The 21149-nt window shown below is 68.8% G+C and carries 24 protein-coding genes and 1 pseudogene; 18 read left to right on the forward strand and 7 right to left on the reverse strand.

The annotated features are described in order from the left end of the window. Positions 1 to 511 precede the first annotated feature (511 nt). From ACPUER_RS32290 to ACPUER_RS32300, 3 genes are all read right to left on the reverse strand, one after another. Positions 512 to 781, reverse strand: a complete 270-nt coding sequence (locus tag ACPUER_RS32290; RefSeq protein ID WP_425133074.1) for a hypothetical protein — start codon at positions 779 to 781, stop codon at positions 512 to 514. Positions 782 to 874: 93 nt separating this feature from the next. Continuing rightward, positions 875 to 1690, reverse strand: a complete 816-nt coding sequence (locus ACPUER_RS32295) for a family 1 encapsulin nanocompartment shell protein (protein WP_425133075.1) — start codon at positions 1688 to 1690, stop codon at positions 875 to 877. Continuing rightward, positions 1683 to 2750: a Dyp-type peroxidase gene (locus ACPUER_RS32300; RefSeq protein WP_425133076.1), complete on the reverse strand. Its 1068-nt coding sequence runs from the start codon at positions 2748 to 2750 to the stop codon at positions 1683 to 1685. The genes ACPUER_RS32295 and ACPUER_RS32300 overlap by 8 nt, the downstream gene beginning before the upstream one ends. A gap of 391 nt (positions 2751 to 3141) precedes the next feature. On the opposite strand from ACPUER_RS32300, the gene ACPUER_RS32305 reads away from it, so the two are divergent. From ACPUER_RS32305 to ACPUER_RS32325, 5 genes are all read left to right on the forward strand, one after another. Then, the gene (locus tag ACPUER_RS32305; RefSeq protein WP_072437823.1) at positions 3142 to 3591 is read left to right on the forward strand and encodes a phosphate-starvation-inducible protein PsiE; all 450 of its coding nucleotides are present in this window, start codon (positions 3142 to 3144) and stop codon (positions 3589 to 3591) included. A 41-nt stretch (positions 3592 to 3632) separates the two neighbouring features. Beyond that, entirely contained in the window at positions 3633 to 3830 is a 198-nt protein-coding gene (locus ACPUER_RS32310; RefSeq protein ID WP_347067727.1) for a hypothetical protein, read from the forward strand. 75 nt (positions 3831 to 3905) lie between these two features. Then, positions 3906 to 4361, forward strand: a complete 456-nt coding sequence (locus tag ACPUER_RS32315) for a DUF1269 domain-containing protein (protein WP_175961780.1) — start codon at positions 3906 to 3908, stop codon at positions 4359 to 4361. Between the two features lie 32 nt (positions 4362 to 4393). Continuing rightward, complete coding sequence (locus ACPUER_RS32320) at positions 4394 to 4642, forward strand: hypothetical protein (protein ID WP_072437826.1); 249 nt, start codon at positions 4394 to 4396, stop codon at positions 4640 to 4642. A gap of 360 nt (positions 4643 to 5002) precedes the next feature. Then, the gene (locus ACPUER_RS32325) at positions 5003 to 6427 is read left to right on the forward strand and encodes a PLP-dependent aminotransferase family protein (RefSeq protein ID WP_425133077.1); all 1425 of its coding nucleotides are present in this window, start codon (positions 5003 to 5005) and stop codon (positions 6425 to 6427) included. 56 nt (positions 6428 to 6483) lie between these two features. Here the strand turns inward: ACPUER_RS32325 and ACPUER_RS32330 are convergent, their stop codons facing one another. Further along, complete coding sequence (locus tag ACPUER_RS32330) at positions 6484 to 7644, reverse strand: NAD-dependent formate dehydrogenase (RefSeq protein ID WP_425133078.1); 1161 nt, start codon at positions 7642 to 7644, stop codon at positions 6484 to 6486. 252 nt (positions 7645 to 7896) lie between these two features. Between ACPUER_RS32330 and ACPUER_RS32335 the strand changes: the two genes are divergently transcribed. Next, complete coding sequence (locus tag ACPUER_RS32335; protein ID WP_425133079.1) at positions 7897 to 9429, forward strand: FAD-dependent oxidoreductase; 1533 nt, start codon at positions 7897 to 7899, stop codon at positions 9427 to 9429. A 37-nt stretch (positions 9430 to 9466) separates the two neighbouring features. Further along, positions 9467 to 9844: a DUF5594 family protein gene (locus ACPUER_RS32340; RefSeq protein WP_310133805.1), complete on the forward strand. Its 378-nt coding sequence runs from the start codon at positions 9467 to 9469 to the stop codon at positions 9842 to 9844. A 79-nt stretch (positions 9845 to 9923) separates the two neighbouring features. Here ACPUER_RS32340 and ACPUER_RS32345 read toward each other — a convergent pair whose 3' ends face one another. Then, entirely contained in the window at positions 9924 to 10142 is a 219-nt protein-coding gene (locus ACPUER_RS32345; protein WP_204420781.1) for a DUF6566 family protein, read from the reverse strand. A gap of 182 nt (positions 10143 to 10324) precedes the next feature. Here ACPUER_RS32345 and ACPUER_RS32350 point away from each other — a divergent pair, with 182 nt between their 5' ends. The 3 genes from ACPUER_RS32350 to ACPUER_RS32360 all read left to right on the forward strand — a co-directional run bounded on the left by ACPUER_RS32350 (position 10325) and on the right by ACPUER_RS32360 (position 11577). Further along, complete coding sequence (locus tag ACPUER_RS32350) at positions 10325 to 10963, forward strand: MarC family protein (RefSeq protein ID WP_175961774.1); 639 nt, start codon at positions 10325 to 10327, stop codon at positions 10961 to 10963. Positions 10964 to 11094: 131 nt separating this feature from the next. Beyond that, positions 11095 to 11223 (forward strand): hypothetical protein, encoded by a 129-nt coding sequence (locus ACPUER_RS32355; protein ID WP_425133080.1) that lies wholly within the window; start codon positions 11095 to 11097, stop codon positions 11221 to 11223. A gap of 30 nt (positions 11224 to 11253) precedes the next feature. Then, on the forward strand, positions 11254 to 11577 hold the full coding sequence (locus tag ACPUER_RS32360) for a four-helix bundle copper-binding protein (RefSeq protein WP_425133081.1): 324 nt from the start codon (positions 11254 to 11256) through the stop codon (positions 11575 to 11577). 16 nt (positions 11578 to 11593) lie between these two features. On the opposite strand, the gene ACPUER_RS32365 is transcribed toward ACPUER_RS32360, so the two are convergent. Beyond that, a complete protein-coding gene (locus ACPUER_RS32365) occupies positions 11594 to 12652 on the reverse strand; it encodes a sigma-54 interaction domain-containing protein (RefSeq protein ID WP_425133082.1) in 1059 nt (352 codons plus the stop codon). 347 nt (positions 12653 to 12999) lie between these two features. On the opposite strand from ACPUER_RS32365, the gene ACPUER_RS32370 reads away from it, so the two are divergent. The 8 genes from ACPUER_RS32370 to ACPUER_RS32405 all read left to right on the forward strand — a co-directional run bounded on the left by ACPUER_RS32370 (position 13000) and on the right by ACPUER_RS32405 (position 20902). Then, positions 13000 to 14367, forward strand: a complete 1368-nt coding sequence (locus tag ACPUER_RS32370) for a sigma-54-dependent transcriptional regulator (RefSeq protein WP_175961770.1) — start codon at positions 13000 to 13002, stop codon at positions 14365 to 14367. 76 nt (positions 14368 to 14443) lie between these two features. Beyond that, positions 14444 to 16747 (forward strand): hybrid sensor histidine kinase/response regulator, encoded by a 2304-nt coding sequence (locus ACPUER_RS32375; protein ID WP_175961769.1) that lies wholly within the window; start codon positions 14444 to 14446, stop codon positions 16745 to 16747. 340 nt (positions 16748 to 17087) lie between these two features. Then, positions 17088 to 17483, forward strand: coding sequence for a BON domain-containing protein (locus ACPUER_RS32380; protein WP_425133083.1), 396 nt, complete (start codon positions 17088 to 17090; stop codon positions 17481 to 17483). Positions 17484 to 17510: 27 nt separating this feature from the next. Further along, positions 17511 to 18536, forward strand: a complete 1026-nt coding sequence (locus tag ACPUER_RS32385) for an SDR family oxidoreductase (RefSeq protein WP_425133084.1) — start codon at positions 17511 to 17513, stop codon at positions 18534 to 18536. Between the two features lie 33 nt (positions 18537 to 18569). Beyond that, positions 18570 to 18869: a DUF2795 domain-containing protein gene (locus tag ACPUER_RS32390; RefSeq protein WP_072437837.1), complete on the forward strand. Its 300-nt coding sequence runs from the start codon at positions 18570 to 18572 to the stop codon at positions 18867 to 18869. Positions 18870 to 18921: 52 nt separating this feature from the next. Beyond that, on the forward strand, positions 18922 to 19491 hold the full coding sequence (locus ACPUER_RS32395; protein ID WP_072437838.1) for a hypothetical protein: 570 nt from the start codon (positions 18922 to 18924) through the stop codon (positions 19489 to 19491). 142 nt (positions 19492 to 19633) lie between these two features. Further along, a complete protein-coding gene (locus tag ACPUER_RS32400; protein ID WP_175961767.1) occupies positions 19634 to 20239 on the forward strand; it encodes a DUF4142 domain-containing protein in 606 nt (201 codons plus the stop codon). A 54-nt stretch (positions 20240 to 20293) separates the two neighbouring features. Further along, complete coding sequence (locus ACPUER_RS32405) at positions 20294 to 20902, forward strand: DUF892 family protein (RefSeq protein ID WP_425133085.1); 609 nt, start codon at positions 20294 to 20296, stop codon at positions 20900 to 20902. Between the two features lie 108 nt (positions 20903 to 21010). Here the strand turns inward: ACPUER_RS32405 and ACPUER_RS32410 are convergent. Beyond that, positions 21011 to 21149, reverse strand: a pseudogene (locus ACPUER_RS32410) (divalent metal cation transporter); the annotation flags it as partial.

Here is a 21149-nt window from a genome sequence, read left to right on the forward strand (position 1 = left end):
CGCGCGGGCCGCGCCCACGCTGTCGCGCCGCGCGCGCCGGCGAGGCGCACGGTCGCGGCGGGGAGCGCGCATGCTGCGAGGAGCCCACGGCATCGCTTCGACTGCGTTCAAAATAGCGCCTCGGCGGGAGGCATCCAAGACACAGTTTCGCGCCGGACCGACTGCGAATTGCACCCTCACATGCGCGCACGCACGGGGGACAAGGAGTACAGACGGGCGCGCACGCGGCGACGCGGGCGCGCGCGGCATGTGCAGCGTGCGGTGACTGGAGGCACGGGGGAGGGAAACGCGAACGGATCGCGGTGCGACATCGGCGCGCAGGGCGCCGGTCGGCGGCAAACGGACGGTGATGCGGGTGGCCCGGCGCGGCGCAAGTGCCGCAGCGCGAGCGTGCGCGAACCGGTTATGGCCGGCCGCGCGCGCATCGCAGCCGATGCGCGCGTGGCGGCCGAACGAGAGGTCCAGTTGCACGGTACGGGCCGGACATGGCGCCAACCGTGGCGAACCGCGATCAGTCGGACAGTTTCATCGCGAGCCGCTGGCGGGCGATCTGCTTCACGTCCGTCGACAGTGCCGCATTCGGCAGACCATTGGCCCAGACGGAGAACGAATCCTCGATCAGGTTGCGCGTGTCGGGCGGCAACTCGGCCAGCATCAGCGACACGACGGTAAACAACACGGCGGTATCGCCGGCCTGGCTGCCCGCGTTCGCGTCGACCGTCTTCTTCAGGCTGTCGACCGACGCTTGCAGTGCCTGCAATGCATCATTCGTATCGCTCATGACATTCTCCATGCAAGATGGGTTAGATCGGCGACGAACATGCGGCCGGTCGCGCGCGACGCCCGGGCGGGCATCGCGCGCAGGCAACCTGAATCAGGCCGCGGTGCTGCCCTGCGGCGCCACGGCCACCGATGCTTCGCTCGTCAGCATCAGGAACGTGAAGGTTTCGCGCAGGTACAGGCGGACGGCCTTGTCGCTATGGCTCGTGTAGCCGATCGATACGTCTTCCCCGAGGTGCAACTCGTAATCGCCGCCGCGCATCGACAGCACGCAGCCGCCGCTGAGCGCCGGCGCCCAGATGATTTCGCCGCTGACGATCCGCTTGATGTGGCCGAGGACCGGATACCCCTGGTCGCGCGCCTCGCTGAGCGCGGTATACGCGTCCGAGCCGAGCACCACCGAGTACGGGCCGTCGACGCCCGCGAGCCGCAGCGCTTCGAGCGCGTCGCTGATCGCGTCCGGGTATGCGCTGACGTCCGCCGGCAGCGTGAGCTTGCGGTTCGACGTGCCTTCGCGGATGCCGACGATGCCGGCGGCCGGGTAGCCGTCGAAAATCGCGTTGTCCTCGGCGAACGCGAGCCGCTGCGCGGCGTCCTTCGCCGGTTGCCAGTCGGCGTCGCGCGCGCCGCGCTCGACGCTGTCGATCGCATCGCGGCTCAGTTCGAACGGCACCGTCAGCTCGACGATCGTGCGGACTTCGCGCAGCCGCGCGTTCACCTGCTCGCGCGGCGCGGCGACCTCCACCAGGTGCCCGGTGCCGACGGCCGACAGCTCGGGGCCCGCGGGGCCGTCGACGTCGACGACGCGGCGGCCGGCCACCGATCGCTTGAAGGTGCGCGCCACTTCCTCCTCGATTTGTTCCCACGCGGACGACGAGATCGGGGCGAGTTCGCGGTGCAGATTATTCATAGGCTTGGGTTCCTTTCAGCGAGCCGATTTTCAGCGAGCCGTCGCGCTGCGGCGCGGACGACGAGGATTCCGGTTGCGCGGCGTCGGCGGCCGGCGCCGCGCGATCGGCGAGCGCTTCGAGCAGGTCGGCCGACGGCACGAAGAACAGCGAGCCGGTGACCGCGCGGCTGTAGTCGAGCAGGCGGTCGTAGTTGCCGGGCGGGCGGCCGACGAACATGTTCTCGAGCATCTGCTCGATCGGCGCCGGCGAGCGCGCATAGCCGATGAAATAGGTGCCGAATTCGCCGGCGCCCGGACGCCCGAACGGCATGTTGTCGCGCAGGATCTTCACTTCCTGGCCGTTCTCGTCGAGCGTGGTCAGCGAGCTGTGCGACGAAGACGGCTTCACGTCCGGCGCGAGCTCGATGTCGGACAGCTTGGTGCGGCCGATGATGCGCTCCTGCGTCTCGACCGCGAGCGCGTTCCAGCCGCCCATGTCGTGCAGGTACTTCTGCACGATCACGTAGCTGCCGCCCGCGAAGTCGGCATCTTCATCGCCGATCACCGTGAAGTCGACCGCCTCGCGGCCTTCGGGGTTCTCGGTGCCGTCGACGAAGCCGATCATCGCGCGCTGGTCGAAATTGCGGAAGCCGTGCACCTCGTCGACGACCGTGACGGCGCTGCCGAGCGCGCCGAGCAGCTGCGTCGCGAGTTCGAAGCACAGGTCCATCGCGTCGGCACGGATGTGCAGCAGGATGTCGCCGGGCGTCGCGACCGCGACGCGCTGCCCGGCGCCGAATTCGCGGAACGGATGCAGCGACGCGGGGCGCGGCTCGCCGAACAGCGTATCCCATGCGTCGGCGCCGAAGCCGCACACGCAGGTCAGGTTGCCGCCGGGCACGCGCTTGCCGACCGAGCGCACGAGCGCGGCGATGTCGCCGCACCATGAACGGATCGTGTCGGCGTGATCGGCACCGGGATTGATCGTTGCCACGAGGAAGATCGCGCTGCGCGTGATCGGGCTGTGAACGGCCTGGGAGAGCGGGGGAGGTGTCTGCATCGCGGCCTGCCGGTCAGTCATGTCGGGGCGGACGGGCCGCGGCTGCCGCGGCGCGCGAAGGCGAACGGTTGGACTGTGTCATGCGACTGTTCTCTTTGTGACATGCGGATGAAGGACGTTGCGCAGGCATCGCGCAACGGGCCGCAGCGGCGGCGGCCGGCCGCCCGGCGCGTGACTTGCCCGCACCGCGCAACGTCGTCGAGCATGCAATCTAGCAGCTTCGGCGGGTCTTTGGAACACGTATCGTCAATCTGTCATTCGAATGCGTCAAACGGGGCCGGAATTTGCGCGGCGGCCGCGCAGCTGTACTCCTGGCATGCGCGGCGCTGTGCTCTTGAGCGTGCGTGCAGCGTGCAGTAGATTAGGTCCCGCTGCCCGGTACCGCTCACGGATCTTCATACCGACCGTCACCTTGAATACGTCCACCGTTTCCTGTTCGCCGTCCGAGCGCATCCGTCGCCGCTTCGGCCATTTCCTTCACGCGGCCGAACTGGCCGGGCTGATCGTGATCGGTCTCGCGACCGCGTTCGCGATGACGCAGGAAGCGTGGAAGGTCGTGCTCGCGGGCGAGGTGTCGCTGACCGACCTGCTGCTGATGTTCCTCTATCTGGAAGTGCTCGCGATGAACGTGCGCTACCTGCGGCTCGGCCGGCTGCCCGTGCGGTTTCCGCTGTTCATTGCGATGACGTCGCTCGCGCGCGACCTGATCCTGCGCGGCGCGACCGACGGCCCCGAGCGGATGCTGATGACGACGTTCGGGATCGTGCTGCTCGCGGTGGGCGTGCTGATCCTGAGCTTCGGCCAGCATCGTTTTCCGGCCGACGTCGACGATGTCGAGGAGGACGCGCATGTGGGCCGGTGACGCGCGAACGATATGCACCATGTTTCTACAGGAGGGGCCGGATGAGCACGCATTCCGTCGCAACGAAGCAGGCGATCGATTTGCAGCACGCGTCGTCGGACGCGTACCGGCAGGCGCGCGACGCGCGTGACGCCGATCCGGCGCGCACACGTGCGCCGTCCGTCGTCGCGATGCAGCAGGCGGCCGCGCACGCGTATGTCGAGGCGGCCCGCGCGCGTGTCGAAGCCACAGGCATCTGAATGAACACCGGGTTGCCGTCGCGTAGCGCGATGTGCGCCGGCAGCATATGCCCATCTACACGAGAGAGGTGTCGCATGACCAAGCAACTGATCGTCGCCGTGTTCGGCAGCGTCGACACGGCCCGCCAGGCGGCGAACGATTTCGAGGCGCTGTCGGAAAAGAATGAAGGATTCCGCATCGAGAACGGCGTCGTCGTCGAAAAGGACGCGGCCGGCAAGCTCGCGGTGCTCGCCGCCGAATCGCGGCCGTTCAAGGGCGGCGTGATCGGCGCGATCGCGGGCGGCCTGCTCGGGATCCTCGCCGGGCCGCTCGGCGTGGTCACCGGCATGGCGGCCGGCGCGGGTGCCGGCATCCTCGCGGACGCGGCCGGCAACGCGCTGCTCGACGGCACGTTCGTCGAGACGGTGGCCGCGCGGCTCGTGCCCGGCAGCATCGCGATCGTTCTCGAGGCGAAGGAAGCCACGCCGTTCTCGGTCGACAACGTCGTGACGGGATTCGGCGGCAAGGTCTTCCGCCAGGCGCTCGGCTGAGCGCCGCCTTCCAACCGTTTCGGGAGAACCGCATGCGCATCGATCAATCGTACCGGCGCTTCGACATCGCGGCGACGCTGTCGCCGCTGCCCGGCAACCGCGCGATCGCGACCGTCGACGTGACGACCGACGATCCGGCCCGCATCGCCGATCTCGGCACCGGCTACTTCCTGCAGATCCGCAAGTGGGTCGAGTCGAACGACGTCGCGCAGCTGACGGTGGTGTTCGACGAGTGCAAGGTCGCGATCGACCACTACGCGGACAACGTCGACGACGCGTGAGTCCACGCATCGCCACGCCGTACGCGCATCGAGTCGTCGCCGGCTGCCGGCGATCGGAAATACAAAACGACTTGTGCCGGCGCAGCGCGGCGCCGCACCGGCGCGTTTGAATCTGTTCACCACGCCAACCGGATTTGGCGTTTGATCGCCAAACTGTCACTTACATTCGTCGAAATGACGCAGTAGGATGCCGATCCTTGTCTTGATGGGATCCGCATTGCTATCCGCCTTCAATTTCGGTAACGGACGAGGCTCGAACCGGGACGCCCGCGGCCGGGCACGGCTATCCGGCTTCGTGCATCGGCGCGGCCGGGACGCGCACGCGTCCCGGGCCGGTTCACCGCTGGCGGGGCGAGGCGGATGAAGCTCTACGAGAAATTTGCGAACGACATAGAGAGACTCATCCGGCAACGCGTGTATCGACACGGCGATCGTGTGCCGTCGGTGCGGCAGGCGAGCCAGCAGCACCGGATCAGCATCACGACCGTGCTGCATGCGTACCTGCTGCTCGAAAGCCGCGGGCTGCTGGAAAGCCGCCCGCAGTCGGGCTATTTCGTGAACCTGCGCCGCGACGACAGCCATGCGCCGGTGCGCGAGCTGCGGCCGTCGAAGCCGATCGCGATCTCGTCGTCGGTGGACGTGAGCCGGCTCGTGCTGTCGACGCTGCGCTCGATCGGCACCGACGACGCGGTGCCGCTCGGCTCGCCGTATCCGGACCCGAGCCTGTTTCCGTTCGAGAAGCTGAACCGCTACGCGTATGCGGCCGGCCGCGACAAGTCGCTGTGGGGCGTGACGGACGGGCTGCCGCCCGGCCATCCGCGGCTGATCCGGCAGATCGCGCGCCGCTACCTGGAAAACGGGATGTCGGTGGATCCGAACGAGATCATCGTGACGGTCGGCGCGACGGAGGCGATCAACCTGTGCCTGCAGGCGGTGGCGAAGCCGGGCGACACGATCGCGGTGGAGTCGCCGACGTTCTACGCGATGCTGCACGCGATCGAGCGGATGGGGATGAAGGCGATCGAGGTCGCGACGCATCCGGAATACGGGATCGACATCGCCGCGCTGGCCGCGATCGCGAAGTCGCAGCCGATCGCCGCATGCATGGTGATGCCGAACTTCCAGAACCCGCTCGGCTTTCAGATGCCCGACGAGCGCAAGCGCGAGCTGGTTGAGTTCGCAACCAAAGCGGACCTGCCGATCATCGAGAACGGCGTGTACAACGAACTGTACTTCGGCAACATGCATCCGAGCACGCTGAAGTCGTACGACCGCAACGACATCGTGCTGCATTGCTCGTCGTTCTCGAAAAGCCTGACGGCCGCGTACCGGATCGGCTGGGCATTGCCGGGCCGCTATCGCGAACAGGTCGAGAAGCTGAAATTCCTGAACACGCTTGCGACGCCTTCGTTGCCGCAACTGGCGATCGCGGAGTTTCTCGAACGCGACGGCTACGAGCATCACCTGAGGCGGATTCGCAAGGCATACGCGCAGCAGGCGAACCTGATGCGCGCGATGGTGTCGCGGTTCTTCCCGGAGGGCACGCGCATTTCGAGCCCGGCCGGCGGGTATGTGCTGTGGGTCGAACTGCCGGCGCAGGTCGACGCGATGCGGCTGTATCAACTCGCGCTGGAGCAGGGGATCACGATCGGCCCGGGCTACATGTTCTCGATCACGGACAGCTACCGGAACTTCATCCGGCTGAACTACAGTAGCCCGTGGTCGCCGGAGATCGAGCAGGCGGTCGTCGCCGTCGGCAAGCTCGCCGCATCCTGTATCGGCTGACCGCGGCCGCGGCCGCGGGCGCGTGCAACGACACGCAACCCGCGCGTCGTGTTGCGTCAGGTCAGCCGGTACGATTGCGCGCCCGTTCCCGCGAGCGTGCCGCCGTCGACGATCAGGTATTCGTTGCGGATCGGCTTGCCGTCGAACCAGCATTGCAGGATCTCCAGCGTGCCGGCCGCATAGCGCGCCTGCGCGGACAGCGACGTGCCCGAGATGTGCGGCGTCATTCCGTTGAACGGCATCGCGCGCCACGGATGGTCGGGCGGCGCCGGCTGCGGAAACCACACGTCGCCGCCGTAGCCCGCGAGATGGCCGGACGTAACGGCGCGCACGACCGCGTCGCGGTCGACCAGCTTCGCGCGCGCGGTATTGATCAGGTACGCGCCGCGCTTCATCCGCGCGATCATCGCCGCGTCGAACAGGTGCTCGGTCGACGGGTACAGCGGGATCTGCAGGTTCACGATATCGACGGCGCCGGCGAGCGACGCGGCATCGGCGTGATACGTGAGCGCGAGTTCCTGCTCGATCGCGGCGTCGAGCCGGTGCCGCTGCGTGTAGTGCAGATGCAGGCCGAACGGCTTCAGCCGGCGCAGCACCGCGAGACCGATGCGCCCCGCGCCGACCGTGCCGAAATGCATGCCTTCGACGTCATAGCTGCGCGACACGCAATCGGCGATGTTCCAGCCGCCTTGCTGCGCGATCGCATGCGACGGCAGATAGTTGCGCACCAGCGCGAGCGTCGCCATCACCACGTGTTCGGCCACGCTGATGCTGTTCGAGCCCGTGACTTCGGCGACGGTGACGTGCGCGCGCGCCGCGGCGTCGAGATCGACGTGATCCGAACCGATGCCGGCCGTCAGTGCGAGCTTCAGCTTCGGCGCGCGGGCGATCCGTTCGGCCGTCAGGTACGCGGGCCAGAACGGCTGCGAAATCACCACGTCCGCTTCGGGCAGCCGGCGCTCGAATTCGGAGTCGGGGCCGTCCTTGTCGCTCGTCACGATCAGCGTGTGACCGTGCGCTTCCATATAAGCGCGCAACCCGAGCGCGCCGGATACCGAGCCGACGAGTTCGCCGGGCCGGAAGCCGACGGGGCCGGCCGGCGTCGGCGCGGTTTGTCCGTCCGCGTATTGCGCGATGACCGGAATCGCGTCGCGTACGTAGCGCGGCGGATAGCCGTCGACGGGATCGGGGTAGAGCACGCACAGGACGGTGGCCATCGGCAGAACCTCTGGTGACGGAATGAAGGCGGAGCGGCACGCGAATTGCGCGGTCCGCGCGGAAGTACGCGCGGAAGTACGATGACGCGGCGGCCGCGTGCTGCGTCGCAACGTCGATGACGTTCTACGCCGGTCATGGATCGCGTACAAGCTACAGTCGGTGTTTGCGTGCGCTGCGGGGCGTCTGTACCTGTTCTTTTCATGAAGGACGCCGATAATGGGATCGTTACCTGACTCTGCGGGAGCGATGTCATGTCCGGAAGCGATTCCTCGTCTTCACACCCTGATCTCGCGCTGGGCATCGCGCTCGACGACATCGCCGACGGCGCGATGATCGAGGGCCATGTCGGCGACGCTGCGGTGCTGCTCGTGCGCCGCGCCGACGAACTGTTTGCCGTGGGCGCGCAATGCACGCACTACGGCGCGCCGCTGGCCGACGGCCTGCTGGTCGGCGACACGATCCGCTGCCCGTGGCACCACGCGGCGTTCTGCCTGCGCACCGGCGCGCGGCTGCGCGCGCCGGCGCTCGACGGGCTGCCGTGCTGGCGCGTCGAACGCCGCGACGGCCGCGCCGTCGTGCTCGATGCGCGGCCGGCCGCCGCGCCGCCGGCGCTGAATGCGGCCGGGTTGCCCGCATCGGTGGTGATCGTCGGCGGCGGCGCCGCTGCGATCGCGGCCGCCGTGACGCTGCGGCAGGAAGGTTATCCGCATCCCGTCACGCTGCTGAGCGCCGACCGCGATCCGCCGTACGACCGGCCGAATTTGTCGAAGGACTATCTCGCGGGCACGGCCGACGCCGACTGGCTGCCGCTGCGCGCGCCGTCGTTCTATACCGACCATCGAATCGACGTGCGGTGCGGCACGCGGGTCGCGCGGATCGATCCCGCGCAGCATGCGGTCGAGCTGGCCGACGGCAGCCGCGTCGGATACGGCGCGCTGCTGCTTGCAACGGGCGCCGAACCGAACCGGCTGACCGTGCCCGGTGCCGATCTGCCGCACGTGTGCGTGCTGCGCTCGCGCGCCGATTGCGACGCGCTGATCGGCAAGCTGAAAACGGCGCGCCGCTGCGTCGTGGTCGGCGCGAGCTTCATCGGGCTCGAAGCGGCCGCCGCGTTGCGCACGCGCGGGCTCGACGTGCATGTCGTCGAGCCCGATGCGCAACCGATGGCGCGCGTGCTTGGCGAAGCGCTCGGCGGCACGATCAAGGCGCTGCACGAATCGCACGGCGTCGTGTTCCATCTCGGCGCGACGCCCGCGCGGATCGCACCGGACAGCGTGACGCTGTCGACCGGCGACGTGCTGCCGGCCGATGTCGTGGTGGTCGGCATTGGCGTTCGTCCGAACGTTGCGCTCGCGCAGGACGCGGGGCTTGCGGTCGAGCGCGGCGTGACGGTCGACCGCTTCCTGCAGACGAGCGCGCCCGGCGTCTACGCGGCCGGCGACATCGCACGCTGGCCCGATCCGCTGACGGGCGAGCGCATTCGCGTCGAGCACTGGGTCGTCGCCGAGCGGCAGGGCAGCGTCGCGGCGCGCAACATGCTCGGGCTGCAGCGGCCGTTCGACGCGGTGCCGTTCTTCTGGAGCCAGCATTACGACATGACGGTCAACTATGTCGGGCATGCCGAGCAATGGGATCGCGTCGAGATCGACGGCGACCTCGGCGCGCACGACTGCTCGATCGCGTACTGGCGCGGCGACACGCGGCTCGCGGTCGCGACGATCGGCCGCGATCTCGACAGCCTGAAGGCGGAAGCGGCATTGGAGCGGCAGATTGCAGCCGCGTGACAGCGGCCCGGCTACACGATTCGAACCAGGAGGAAAAATGAATCCCGACGTCCGTGCACGTTTCGAAACCGAGTTCGCGCCGCGCATCGCGGCGCGTGTGCTCGGCCTGTACCGGCCCGGCGAAGTGAAGGTCGATGTCGTGCCGCACGACGGGCAGGGCAGTCCGACCTGCGTCGACGTGATCGGCCTCACGTCGACGGTCGGCTTGCCTAACCCGCTGAACGCGCGGCTCGCGTGGCGCGACGATGCGATCGACGATCTGCTGGCCGAGCCCGACCGCAGCCGCTTCGACCGTTATCTCGCGGCACTGCCGGTCACGATCGAACGATGGCAGATGGAGTTGCCGGTCGACTTCGGCACGCGGACCCAGCGCGACCGCGAGATCCTGATCGGCGATCTGGATTTCGATGCGTGATCGCGTCGTGCCGTTCGCGCAGGATGGGTGGCCGACGTACTGGCTGCTGGCGCGATGTCCGCCGATGAACCGATCGCCGTTACCGGTCGCGAGTCCTGATCATCACGCGCCCCTGGTCGATGCCGCCGCGCAGCGCTTCGTCGCACGTGAGCCATTCGGGCGTGACGAGTTCGGGTGCCGGCAGGTCCACCGTCGCGCCGTCGCGGAAGATCCGCACCTGCGCGACCCATGCGCCGTTTGCGTTGCGCGTCGCTTCGACGCGAATCTCGTGATCCATGAAGGTGTCGGTTGCTTGCATCGGTCGGGGCCCTCCGTCGGTCGTGAACGACGATCCAGCGGCGCTGCGTCGCGCGATCGCGGGCATGCGGCCGCGCGCGCCGCCAAGCGCGGTGCGTCGATCGTAGCAGCATGGCGCGCGCCGCGCACCGGAAACGCACCGGAACCTGGTTTCGATATGACAAGCGATACGGGAGCGAACCTGTGGCCTTCGACCTGACCTTCTCCATCAAGGTGTTCGCGGCGCTGTTCGCGATCATGAACCCGATCGCGAACATCCCGGTGTTCCTGTCGCTGACGGAGGGCGCGGCGGACGGCATGCGCCGCAAGGTCGCGCTGACGGCCACGATCGGCGTGACGATCGGCTGCATCGTGTCGGCCGTCGCGGGCGGCGCGATCCTCCACGTGTTCGGCCTGACGATCGACGATTTCCGGCTCGCGGGCGGGCTGCTGGTGCTGCTGATCGCGCTGTCGATGCTGCACGGCGCGCCGAGCCGCCAGCATTCGCCGGGCGACGACGAAGGCGGCGATCCGGCAGCGGCCGACAGCGTCGCGATCTATCCGCTGACGATTCCGCTGCTGGTCGGTCCCGGCACGATCGCGACGATGATCGTGCTCGGGCACGGCGCGTTCTCGACCGGACAGGAACTCGCGTTCGCGCTCGGGCTCGCCGCGTTTCTCGTGCTGCTGGCGGTGGCGTTGCTGTCGGCGCCGCTGATCGGCCATTACCTGTCGCCGCGCGTGACGGCCGTCACGCAGCGCCTGATGGGGATGATTCTCGCGGCGATCGCGATGCAGATGATCGTCGCGAGCCTGAAGGCCGCGTTCGGGACGATGCATTGAAGGCGACACCCGACTCGAAGCAAACGCGCCGCTGTCTGACTCGACGCCAGCGCCGTGGCCCGGGCTCGCGCCTTGCTCGATCGACTCGACGGTCAGGTTTTCCGTCCCGCTTTCGACAATGAGGGGCACGTATGAAAGCAGTCGTGTTTCTCGGCAGCGGCGACATTCGCATCGATGCGGTGCCCGACCCGGATATCGCCGATATGGCCGATGCGGTCGCGCGCGAACCGGGCCGGATGAAGGTGCAGCTCGAACCCTGACGTATGTGAACCGGAACGAGGAGCGATGCGATGGACGATCGATACGACAACTGCATGGCCGAGTGCGACGCGTGTGCGCACGCGTGCGATGCGTGTTTGGCCGCGTGCCTCGCCGAACCCGACGGGCACGCGCTGGCGGCCTGCATCGCGCTCGATATCGAATGCGCTCAGCTGTGCCGCTTCGCGTCGGGCGCGATGGCGCGCCGCAGTGTGCTCGTGCCGAGCGTGTGCGCACTGTGTGCGCAGGCATGCGACCTGTGCGCGACCGAATGCCTGCTGCATGCGCACGATCATTGCCGCAACTGCGCGCTCGCGTGCGAAACGTGCGCGGCGATGTGCCGCGCGATGGCGTGAGCATGCGCTGCCGCGCTCACTGATTCGGTGCGCCCGGCGGCGGGGCTGCGCTCGCGCTGGCGGTGGCGATGGTGGCGGCGCCCGCGTCACCGGGGTTCGGCGCCGCCGCGCCGTTCACCGCGCTGCGCTCGTGCTCGGGCAGCAGCGCGAGACGGTTGTACAGCGTCTTCAGGCTGATGCCGAGCGCTTTCGCGGTGCGCGGCTTGTCGCCGTTGAAATGCCGCAGCGACGCGGCGATGAAGCGCTGCTGCGTGTGCGCGAGGGTCGTGCCGATATGCAGCGTCATCGCGTTGTGGCGCACTTCCTCGTGCGGCGGCTGGCGGCGCGGCAGTTGCAGGTCGATCTGCTCGTCCGCGAGGATGAACGCACGCTCGAGCGCATTGCGCAGTTCGCGCACGTTGCCGGGCCACGTATACGTGCGCAGCGCCTTCATCGCCTGCATCGACAGGCGCTTTCTCGTGCGGTGCCGCGCATTCAGCCGCTCGACGATCTGCAGTGCGATATCGCCGACGTCGTCCTCGCGCTGCCTGAGCGGGGGCACGTGCAGCGCGATCATCGCGATCCGGTAGAACAGGTCTTCGCGCAGCCGGCCGCTGCGCACGGCCTCGACGGGATCGTGATGCGTGGCCGCGACGATCCGCACGTCGAGCGGAATCGATTCGTGGCCGCCGACGCGCACGATCGTGTTCGATTCGAGCGTGCGCAGCAGCTTGACCTGCAATTCGCCCGGCATTTCCGCGATCTCGTCGAGGAACAGCGTGCCGCCGCACGCGGCTTCGAACATGCCCACATGCTGCGCGACCGCGCCGGTGAAGCTGCCTTTTTCGTGACCGAACAGATGCGATTCCGCGATGTCGGGCGCGATCGCGCCGCAGTTGACGGGGACGAACGGCCCGCGCCGCCGCGGGCTCAGGTCGTGCAGGAGACGCGCGACGATGTCCTTGCCGGCGCCGCTTTCCCCGACGATCAGCACGCTGGCGTGCGTGGTCGCGACGCGCGACACCTTCAGTAAAAGGGCCTGGATCGTGCGCGAGCGACCAAAGAGCCGCGCGCTGTCATCGCCGGTTTTCGCCATGGCGCGATATCGAATCAGGAAGATTTGACCGAATATTGTCGAGGTCTGATGAAAAAACGACGTGGCATGCGTCGTTTTCCTGTACGGAGCTTACCTTTTATACCAACGGCGCGACATTGAATCTGGCAATGCGAGCCGCCGTGGCAGATAGATTTATTCGATGAGCGACGAATGCGCGACCGGGGTCTTCTATACTTCGAAGCAGCGTTTTTCATTGCAGGACGGCCGGTCCGCTCATTGGTATGCAGTGCGGAAGGTGTCGCCGTGTGCCGGCCGCGCGTGCTGCGCCGCACATCCGTCGCGGTTCCGGCCGGTGCCCGCGCCGGGCCGCCTCACAAGGAGCCTCGATGCCCTATGTCCTGATCGTCGAAGACGATGCCGATACGCGCACGATGCTCGCGACGCTCGCACGCACGCAGCAGCTCGCATGCGATACGGCCGCGACGCTCGAAGAAGCGCGCACGCTCGTCACGACGCATACCCCCGATCTCGTGTTGTGCGATCTCGTGCTGCCGGACGGCAACGGCATGGATCTGTTCGACGCATTGCCGAAACGCTCGCACTGCGAAATGGTGTTGACCACCGGCCACGCGAGCCTCGAAACCGCGATCGACGCACTGCGGCGCGGCGCGACCGACTATCTCGTGAAGCCGCTGAACATGCAGCGGCTGAACAGCATCTTCGCGCGCGTGCCGCGCACGACCGCGCTGCACGAAGAGATTGCCGAGCTGCGCTCGGAGCTGAAGCGCCTCGGGCGTTTCGGCCGCATGCTCGGCAGCTCGCCCGCGATGCAGGCCGTCTACGATGCGATCGGCCGCGTCGCGCGCACCGAGGCGTCGGTGCTGCTGACGGGCGAATCGGGCACCGGCAAGGAACTGGCCGCGCAGACGGTGCACGACCTGAGCCTGCGCCGCCGCGGCCCGTTTCTCGCGGTGAACTGCGGCGCGATCGCCGCGAACCTGGTCGAGAGCGAGATGTTCGGCCACGACCGCGGCAGCTTCACGGGCGCCGAGCGCCAGCACAAGGGCTTCTTCGAACGCGCGGACGGCGGCACGCTGTTTCTCGACGAGATCACCGAGATGCCGGTCGAATCGCAGGTCAAGCTGCTGCGCGTGCTGGAGACGGGGCGGCTTACGCGGCTCGGCTCGACGCGCGAGATCGACGTCGACGTGCGCATCGTCGCCGCGACGAACCGCGATCCGGAAGCCGCGATGGCGGACGGCAAGCTGCGGCCCGACCTGTTTCACCGGATCAACGTGTTTCCGATTCCGTTGCCGCCGCTGCGCGAGCGCGGCGACGACATCCCGATGCTCGCCGACGCGTTCCTGCAGCATTTCAACGAAGAGAGCGGCCGGCATCTGCGCTTCGCGCCGGCCGCGCGCGAAGCGCTGAAGACCCACGAATGGCCCGGCAACGTGCGCGAACTGCGCAACTTCGTGCAGCGCGCGAGCATCTTCAGCGATGCGGACGTGATCGACACGCTGCCGCCGCCGATCATGGAAGAGCTGTCGAACATGGTCGATTCGCACGAGGATCGCGTGACCGTGCCGTTCGGCACGCCGCTCGAGGAAGTCGACCGGCGGCTGATCCTCGGCACGATCGCGCAATGCGGTGGCGTGAAGGCGCAGGCGGCCGAAGTGCTCGACGTCAGCCTGAAGACGATCTACAACCGGCTGGCGCAACTGGAAGACGAAGCGGACAAGCCGGATTCCTGATGCAGCCGCGACCACGCTCGTGCACCCGTTCCCGCGTGGCGTCGCGCATCGCCGTCGCGCGGCAGGAGCGTACCCGATGATCGACTTCTCGCGCATGCGCGCCGGGAATTACGCAACGGCCGTGATGCTGGTCGCGATCGCGACCGTGCTGCAGGCGCTTGCGATCCGCTTCGGCGGCGTGAACCTGTCGCTCGTCCTCTACTACCCGCTGCTCGCATGCGCCGCATGGGCCACCTCGTTCCTGTTCGGGATGGCCGCGACCGTGGTCAGCGGCATGCTCGTGTGGACGCTGTTCCTGTCCGATCCGGCTGCCTACACGGAGCCGCTGGCCGAGCGGCTCGTCCGGCTCGCGACGTTCGTGCTGGTCGGTGCGCTCGTATGCGCGATTGCGTCGATGCTGCGGCACGCGCGATTCGCGAACGACGACGCGCGCCGGCGCGAAGCGGCCACGCATCGGCGGCTCGAAACCGTGCTGCAGGCGTTGCCGCATGGTGTGATCGCAACCGATACGAACGGACGGCTCACCTACATGAACGCGGCCGCGGCCGCACTCGTCGGCTGCGCGCCGGCCGATGCGACGGGGCGCGCCGCGCGCGACGTGCTGCGGGTGTTCGACCGCGCCGGCCGCCGCGTGCCGGCGACGCCGCTCGATCGCGCGCTCGGCGGCGCGGGCGTCGTGTCCGACCAGCACTGGCTGCATGCGGACGGCCGCGAGCCGGTGCCGATCGTCGAGGTCGCGTCGCCGATCGCCGATGTCGATGGCAACATCGACGGCGCGGTGCTGCTGTTGCGCGATGCCGGCGCGGATCGTTCGCGCGTCGACGCGTCGCGGCTGCAGCGCGCGGTTGTCGACGCATCGCCGGACGCGATCGTCGGCGTCGATGCCGACGGCCGCATCGTCAGCTGGAACCCGGCCGCGCAGCGCCTGTTCGGCTATGACGAAGGCGATGCGCTCGGGCGCGCGTTCGAATCGCTGGTCGCGATGCGCTGGCTGAAACGCAGGCCGTTCGCCGAATTGTTCGACGATATGCGCGAAGCGGTCGGGCCGATCGACCTGCTGTGCGTGCGACGCGATGGCCGGCGCTTTCGTGCGACGGCGGCGGCGGGCCCGGTGAGCGGCGACGCGCGTGCGTGCGTCGCGCTGTCGCTGACATTGCGCGAAACCGGCGCGCAGCGCCTGCGCGACCTGCGCACGCTGCGCTCGCTGCAGCGCGCGCGCCATGCGCGCGACCAGGCCGATACGTCGAACCGCCTGAAGGACGAGCTGCTTGCGACGGTATCGCACGAATTGCGCACGCCGCTGAACGTGATCTACGGCTGGGTCGAGGTGCTGCGCAACTCGGGCGACGACGCGCTGCAGCAGCAGGCGATCGACGCGATCGACCGCAGCGCCCGCTCGCTCACGCGGATGGTCGGCGACATCCTCGACGCATCGTCGCTCGCGACCGGCAAGCTGCAGCTCGACGCGATGCCGGTGGATGTCGTGCGGCTGTTCTCCGACTCGGTCGGCGCGTTCCAGACGGCCGCGTCGTCGGCCGGTATCGTGCTCGAGTTCGAATGCACGGCGGCCACCTGCATCGTGTCGGGCGATGCCGAGCGGCTGCGGCAGATGCTGTCGAATCTCGTGTCGAACGCGCTCAAGTTCACGCCGAGCGGCGGCGCCGTGACGGTCGCGCTGGCGCGTGTCGATACGCGCGTGGTGCTGACCGTGTCCGACACGGGGCAGGGTATCGCCGCGGAGTTCGCGCCGTTCGTGTTCGACATGTTCCGCCGCGCGGACGATTCGCCCGCGTCGTCGCGGCGCGGCCTCGGGCTCGGCCTGTCGATCGTGCGGCATATCGTCGAACTGCACGGCGGCAGCGTGGCCGTCGAGAGCGCGGGCCGCAATCGCGGCGCGACGTTTACGGTGACGCTGCCGGCCGGCTGGCAGCCGATGGGCGCGATGGCCTGGGGGATCGCGCAGGCGGATGGCCGTCACGAGCCGCCTTTGCTGGATGCGCAGCGCATCCTGATCGTCGACGACGATGCAACGACGCGCGCGAGCCTGACCGCCGCGCTGACCACGTTCGGCGCGACTGTCGCGATCGCATCGTCGGGCCGGGAAGCGCTCGCGGTGGCCGCCGACATGCGGCCGACCGTCGTGCTGTCCGATCTCGCGATGCCGGACGGCGACGGCTTCTGGCTGCTCGATGCGTTGCGGCGCAGCGCGATGAACGGCGGCGGGCTGTCCGACCTGCGCGTGCTGGCCGTGACCGCGCACGCGGGCCTCGCCGACGAACGCCGCGCGCTCGAAGCGGGGTTCGAAGGTTATCTGTGCAAGCCCGTCGACGTGCGGGAACTGGCGCGCAAGATTGCGCAGGTAACGAAGCGCACCGGCTGACGCCGCGCATCCGGTAGCGCGCCGTCGTGCCGAGGGTTCCGCGGGTATCTCCTTTCCCGCGCCGGTGCGCGTTCGCCGATCGATGCGATTCCCTCATGATGCCGCCCGATGCGGGCTGGCGCGTCGACGCGCGCCCGTTACCCGCCCGTTATCCACCCGTTACCCATCGCCCGGCAATCGTCATGCCCGGCGGATGCGCGCCGAAAAAATTACAACGCATTGGATGAAAGCACCTCCCCAAGGCGCCACGCGCGTGCACGCGGCGCCGGCGCCGCGGCACGCGCCTTGCGCGGGTGACACGTGCCCGCCGGCCATGCCGGCCCGACGAAAGGAGGTCACGATGAGGATATTCCCGCTGCAAGCCCGGTCACCGCGATCGGGTCGTCATCCCGCAAAGCGCATCGGCATGGCCGTCGCGATTGCCGCGGCCACGGCCTGCGCAATGGTCGCGCCGAACGTGCTCGCCGCCGGCGACGACAGCGCCGCGTCGTCGTCGTCGCATTCGACGACCGGCACAAAGATCCGCGACGCGACGATCACGACCAAGGCGAAGGCCGAGCTCATCGGCACGAGCGGCCTGACGGCCGGCGACATCCATGTGAAGACGCGGCGCGGCATCGTGACGCTCACCGGCAGCGTGCCCGACGAGCAGCAGCGTACGCAGGCCGTCGGCGTCGTGAAGCAGCTCGACGGCGTGCGGAGCGTGCGCGATCAGCTGACCATCCGGCCCAAGTGACGTCGGCGCCGTAACAGGAGTCCAGTCATGAACTGCATGCTCAAACCGGTCGGCGAGCAGACGATCGTGATTACCGGCGCGACGAGCGGCATCGGCCTCGTCACCGCGCGCAAGGCGGCACGGCGCGGCGCGAAGCTCGTGCTGTTCGCACGCAACCAGGAGGCGCTGAACACGCTGTGCGACGAAATCCGCCAGCACGGCGGCCTCGCGGTGCCGGTCGCCGGCGACGTCGGCAACATCGAGGATCTGCAGCGCGCGGCCGCGGCCGCGGTCGATACATATGGTGGTTTCGATACGTGGATCAACAACGCGGGCGTGTCGATCTTCGGCACGGCGGCCGCCGTGCCGCTCGAGGATCAGCGGCGGCTGTTCGATACCAACTACTGGGGCGTCGTGCACGGGTCGCTCGTCGCGGCCGACCATTTCCGGCGCAAGAGCGATTTCCACGGCGGCGCGATCATCAACATGGGCAGCGAGGCGTCCGACGCGCCGGTGCCGATGCAAAGCGCCTACGTCGCGTCGAAGCACGCGGTGAAGGGCTTCACCGATTCGCTGCGGCTCGAGATGGAAGCGGACCACCTGCCCGTATCCGTCACGCTGATCAAGCCGGCCGCGATCGATACGATGTTCGTGATGCACGCGAAGAACTACATGAACGTCGAAGCGAAGCTGCCGCCGCCGATCTACGACCCCACCCTCGTCGCCGACGCGATCCTGTTCGCGGCCGCGCACGCGCGCCGCACGCTGTTCGTCGGCGGCGCCGCGAAATTCGCGTCGGCGAGCGCGTACCACGCGCCGCGCCTGTTCGATCGCGTCGCGGCCACGCTGTTCTCGCGCGGCCAGCGCACGGTGCGGCCCGCGCGGCCGCGCGACGACAACGCGCTGTACGAGTCGCGTCACGCGCTGCACGAGCGCGAAGGCATGGACGGGCCGGTGCTGCGCGGTTGCGCGTACAACACGGTGGTGCAGCGGCCGAAGGTCGCGGGTGCGGTCGCGCTCGGCGCGGCGCTCGTGGTCGCCGCGCTCGCGCGTTCGCGACGCGCTTCCGCGTGAGCCGAGCCCGGCATTTTTCCGAAGGAGGCTTCGATGACATCCCGATTGCACACCGGCCACGAACTCAGCCGCTCGCGTTCGCACGAAGGCGAGCGCGCGGTGCAGGACCGCGACAAGGGCGGCCACCAGACCGGGCACGGCAAGGCGCCGGGCCCGGTCGACATCCGGAAGACGCTGAAGGGGCTCGACTATCCGGCGAGCAAGGCGGACGTCGTCCAGTGCGCGGAGCGCGCGCATGCGGACCGCGGCGTGATCGACCTGCTCACGCGCATTCCCGATCGCGAATACGGCACGCCGGCGTCCGTGTCGAAGGAACTCGGGCGGCTGATGTAAGCGCCGCCGTGTCGCGCCGCCCACGCGGCGCACCGTCACGAGGAGCACGAACATGGCGATGATCGTCGCAGGCCGCTTCACGACGTTCGATGAAGCGGAAGGCGGGGCGCGCTACCTGTACGAACGCGCGTTCGGCCCGGACGACGTGTCGATCTTCTTCCTGAACCCGGGCGGCCAGCATGCGCGCTTTCCGATCGGCGGCGACGTATATGCCGACTCGGCGGCGAAGCCGGGCGGCCGCGGCGCGATGATCGGCGCGATGCGCGGGTTGCTGATCGGCGTCGTCGCGGGGCTGGCCGCTTACGCACTCGGCGTGCGCGAGTGGTTCGTGCCGGCCGCCGGCGCGCTGGCCGGCGCGTATCTCGGCGCGCTGGGCGGCGCGCTCGGCCGGATGCGCGGCGAGCGCGTCGAAGGCAAGGGCGCGCTCGCGCACAGCGACACCGGCGTGATCCTGGCCGCGCGCGTGACGCCCGATACCGCGAACACGGCGGAGGACGTGCTGCGCGCGACCGGCGCGATGTCGATCGAGCGCGTCGAAGGCGACTGGCAGGACGGCGAATGGCGCGACTTCGATCCGGTGCGCCGGCCGGACGCCGCCGCGTCGGGGAGCCGGACGAACTGATCGGCTGCAACGCGCCGCCCGCGTCCGGTCGCGCGAGGGCACGCGAGGGCGGGACGGGCCGGATATCGCGCCCGAACGGCGGTTCGATCGGCGGCGGCTGGCGGTTGTCGATCCCGGCCGCCCCCAAGCAAGGAGAAGACGGATGAAGCACTTCAACTGGACGATCGCAGCGCTCGCCGCGCTCGCGCTCGCTGTCCCGGGCCTCGCGCATGCGCAGATGCCGGGCGGGCCGCCCGCGTCGAATTCGCGCGCGCCGGGCGGCATGATCGACCCGTCGTCGGGCGCGGGCGATGCGCGGATCGCGAAGGCGCCGCAGGGCGGCGACGCGGAATTCATCGACAAGGCCGCGATCGCCGGCAAGGCCGAGGTGCAGGCGAGCCAGCTTGCGCTGAAGCAGGCGCAGTCGCCGGACGTGCGCGCGTTCGCGCAGCGCATGGTGGCCGATCACGGCAAGGCGAACGCGCGGCTGAACGAGATTGCCGCGCGCAAGGGCATGAAGCCGCAGGCCGATCAGATCGTGGACCCGGACGTCGAGGCGCTGCGCGGCAAGAGCGGCCACGATTTCGACGTCGCGTACGTCGCGGCGGCCGGCCCCGATGCGCATCGCAAGGCCGTCGCGCTGTTCGAACGCGAGGCGCGCGAGGGCGGGGACGCCGAACTGCGCGCGTTCGCGAGCGCCGCGCTGCCGACGCTCAGGCATCACCTGAGCCTGGCGCAGGCGCTCGAGCGCAAGGTGGGCGCGCAATGACGCGTGCCCGTTCAACCCCGGGCCGCATGTGCGGCCCGTATCCTGGAGACATTCATGGCACACCGGCAACAGAAGCACGAAGGCATCCGCGAACTGCTTTGTCAGGCGTATGAAACCGAGCTTGGCGGCGCGAAGATCTACGAGGCTGCGCTGCAGTGCGCGACCGACGAGGATTTGCACAAGGAATGGGAGAAGTACCACCGCGAGACGATCCATCACCAGGAGGTGCTGCGCAAGGTGTTCGATACGCTCGGCATGGATCCCGACGCGCAGTCGCCCGGGCGCAGCGCGGTGGCGGCCACCGGGAAGTCGCTCGTCCACGTGATCGAGCAGGCGCGCAAGCAGGCCGATCCGGCCGTCGCGCAGATCGTCGCGGCCGAATGCGTGGTGCTCGCCGAGACCAAGGACCACCTGAACTGGGAGCTGATCGGCTATGCGGCCGACCAGTTGTCGGGCGATGCCGCGAAGGTGCTGAAGGGCGCGCACGACGAGGTCGAGGCCGACGAGGATCACCACCTGTACCACACGCGCGGCTGGGCACGCGAGATGTGGATCGAGTCGATGGGCTTCAAGGCCGTGCTGCCGCCGCCGGAGGAGGTGAAGAAGGTCGAATCGGCGGCCGATGCGGCGCGTGCCGAACGCTCGCGCGGCAAGATGATGTAACGGGAGCGGCGGCCGGGCAGCGGCGGATTGCCGGCGGCCCGGCTGCCATCACGTGCCATCACGTTGTGGGCGCAACGATTCGCTCGAACCGGATCACGTCAGCATGCCGACGACCATCCACCGAATGTTGAAGCCGAACTGGCTGCCCGCCTGTGCGTAGACGGCGACGTTGCTCGGGGCGGCGGCGGATGCGCCCGCGAGCAGGCCCGGGCCGAGCCGCCGGTACCGCGGCTTCGCGGCCGCAGGC

This window comes from Burkholderia sp. DN3021 (genome assembly GCF_049805555.1).
In the GTDB taxonomy this organism is placed as follows: Bacteria; Pseudomonadota; Gammaproteobacteria; order Burkholderiales; family Burkholderiaceae; genus Burkholderia; species Burkholderia pyrrocinia_C.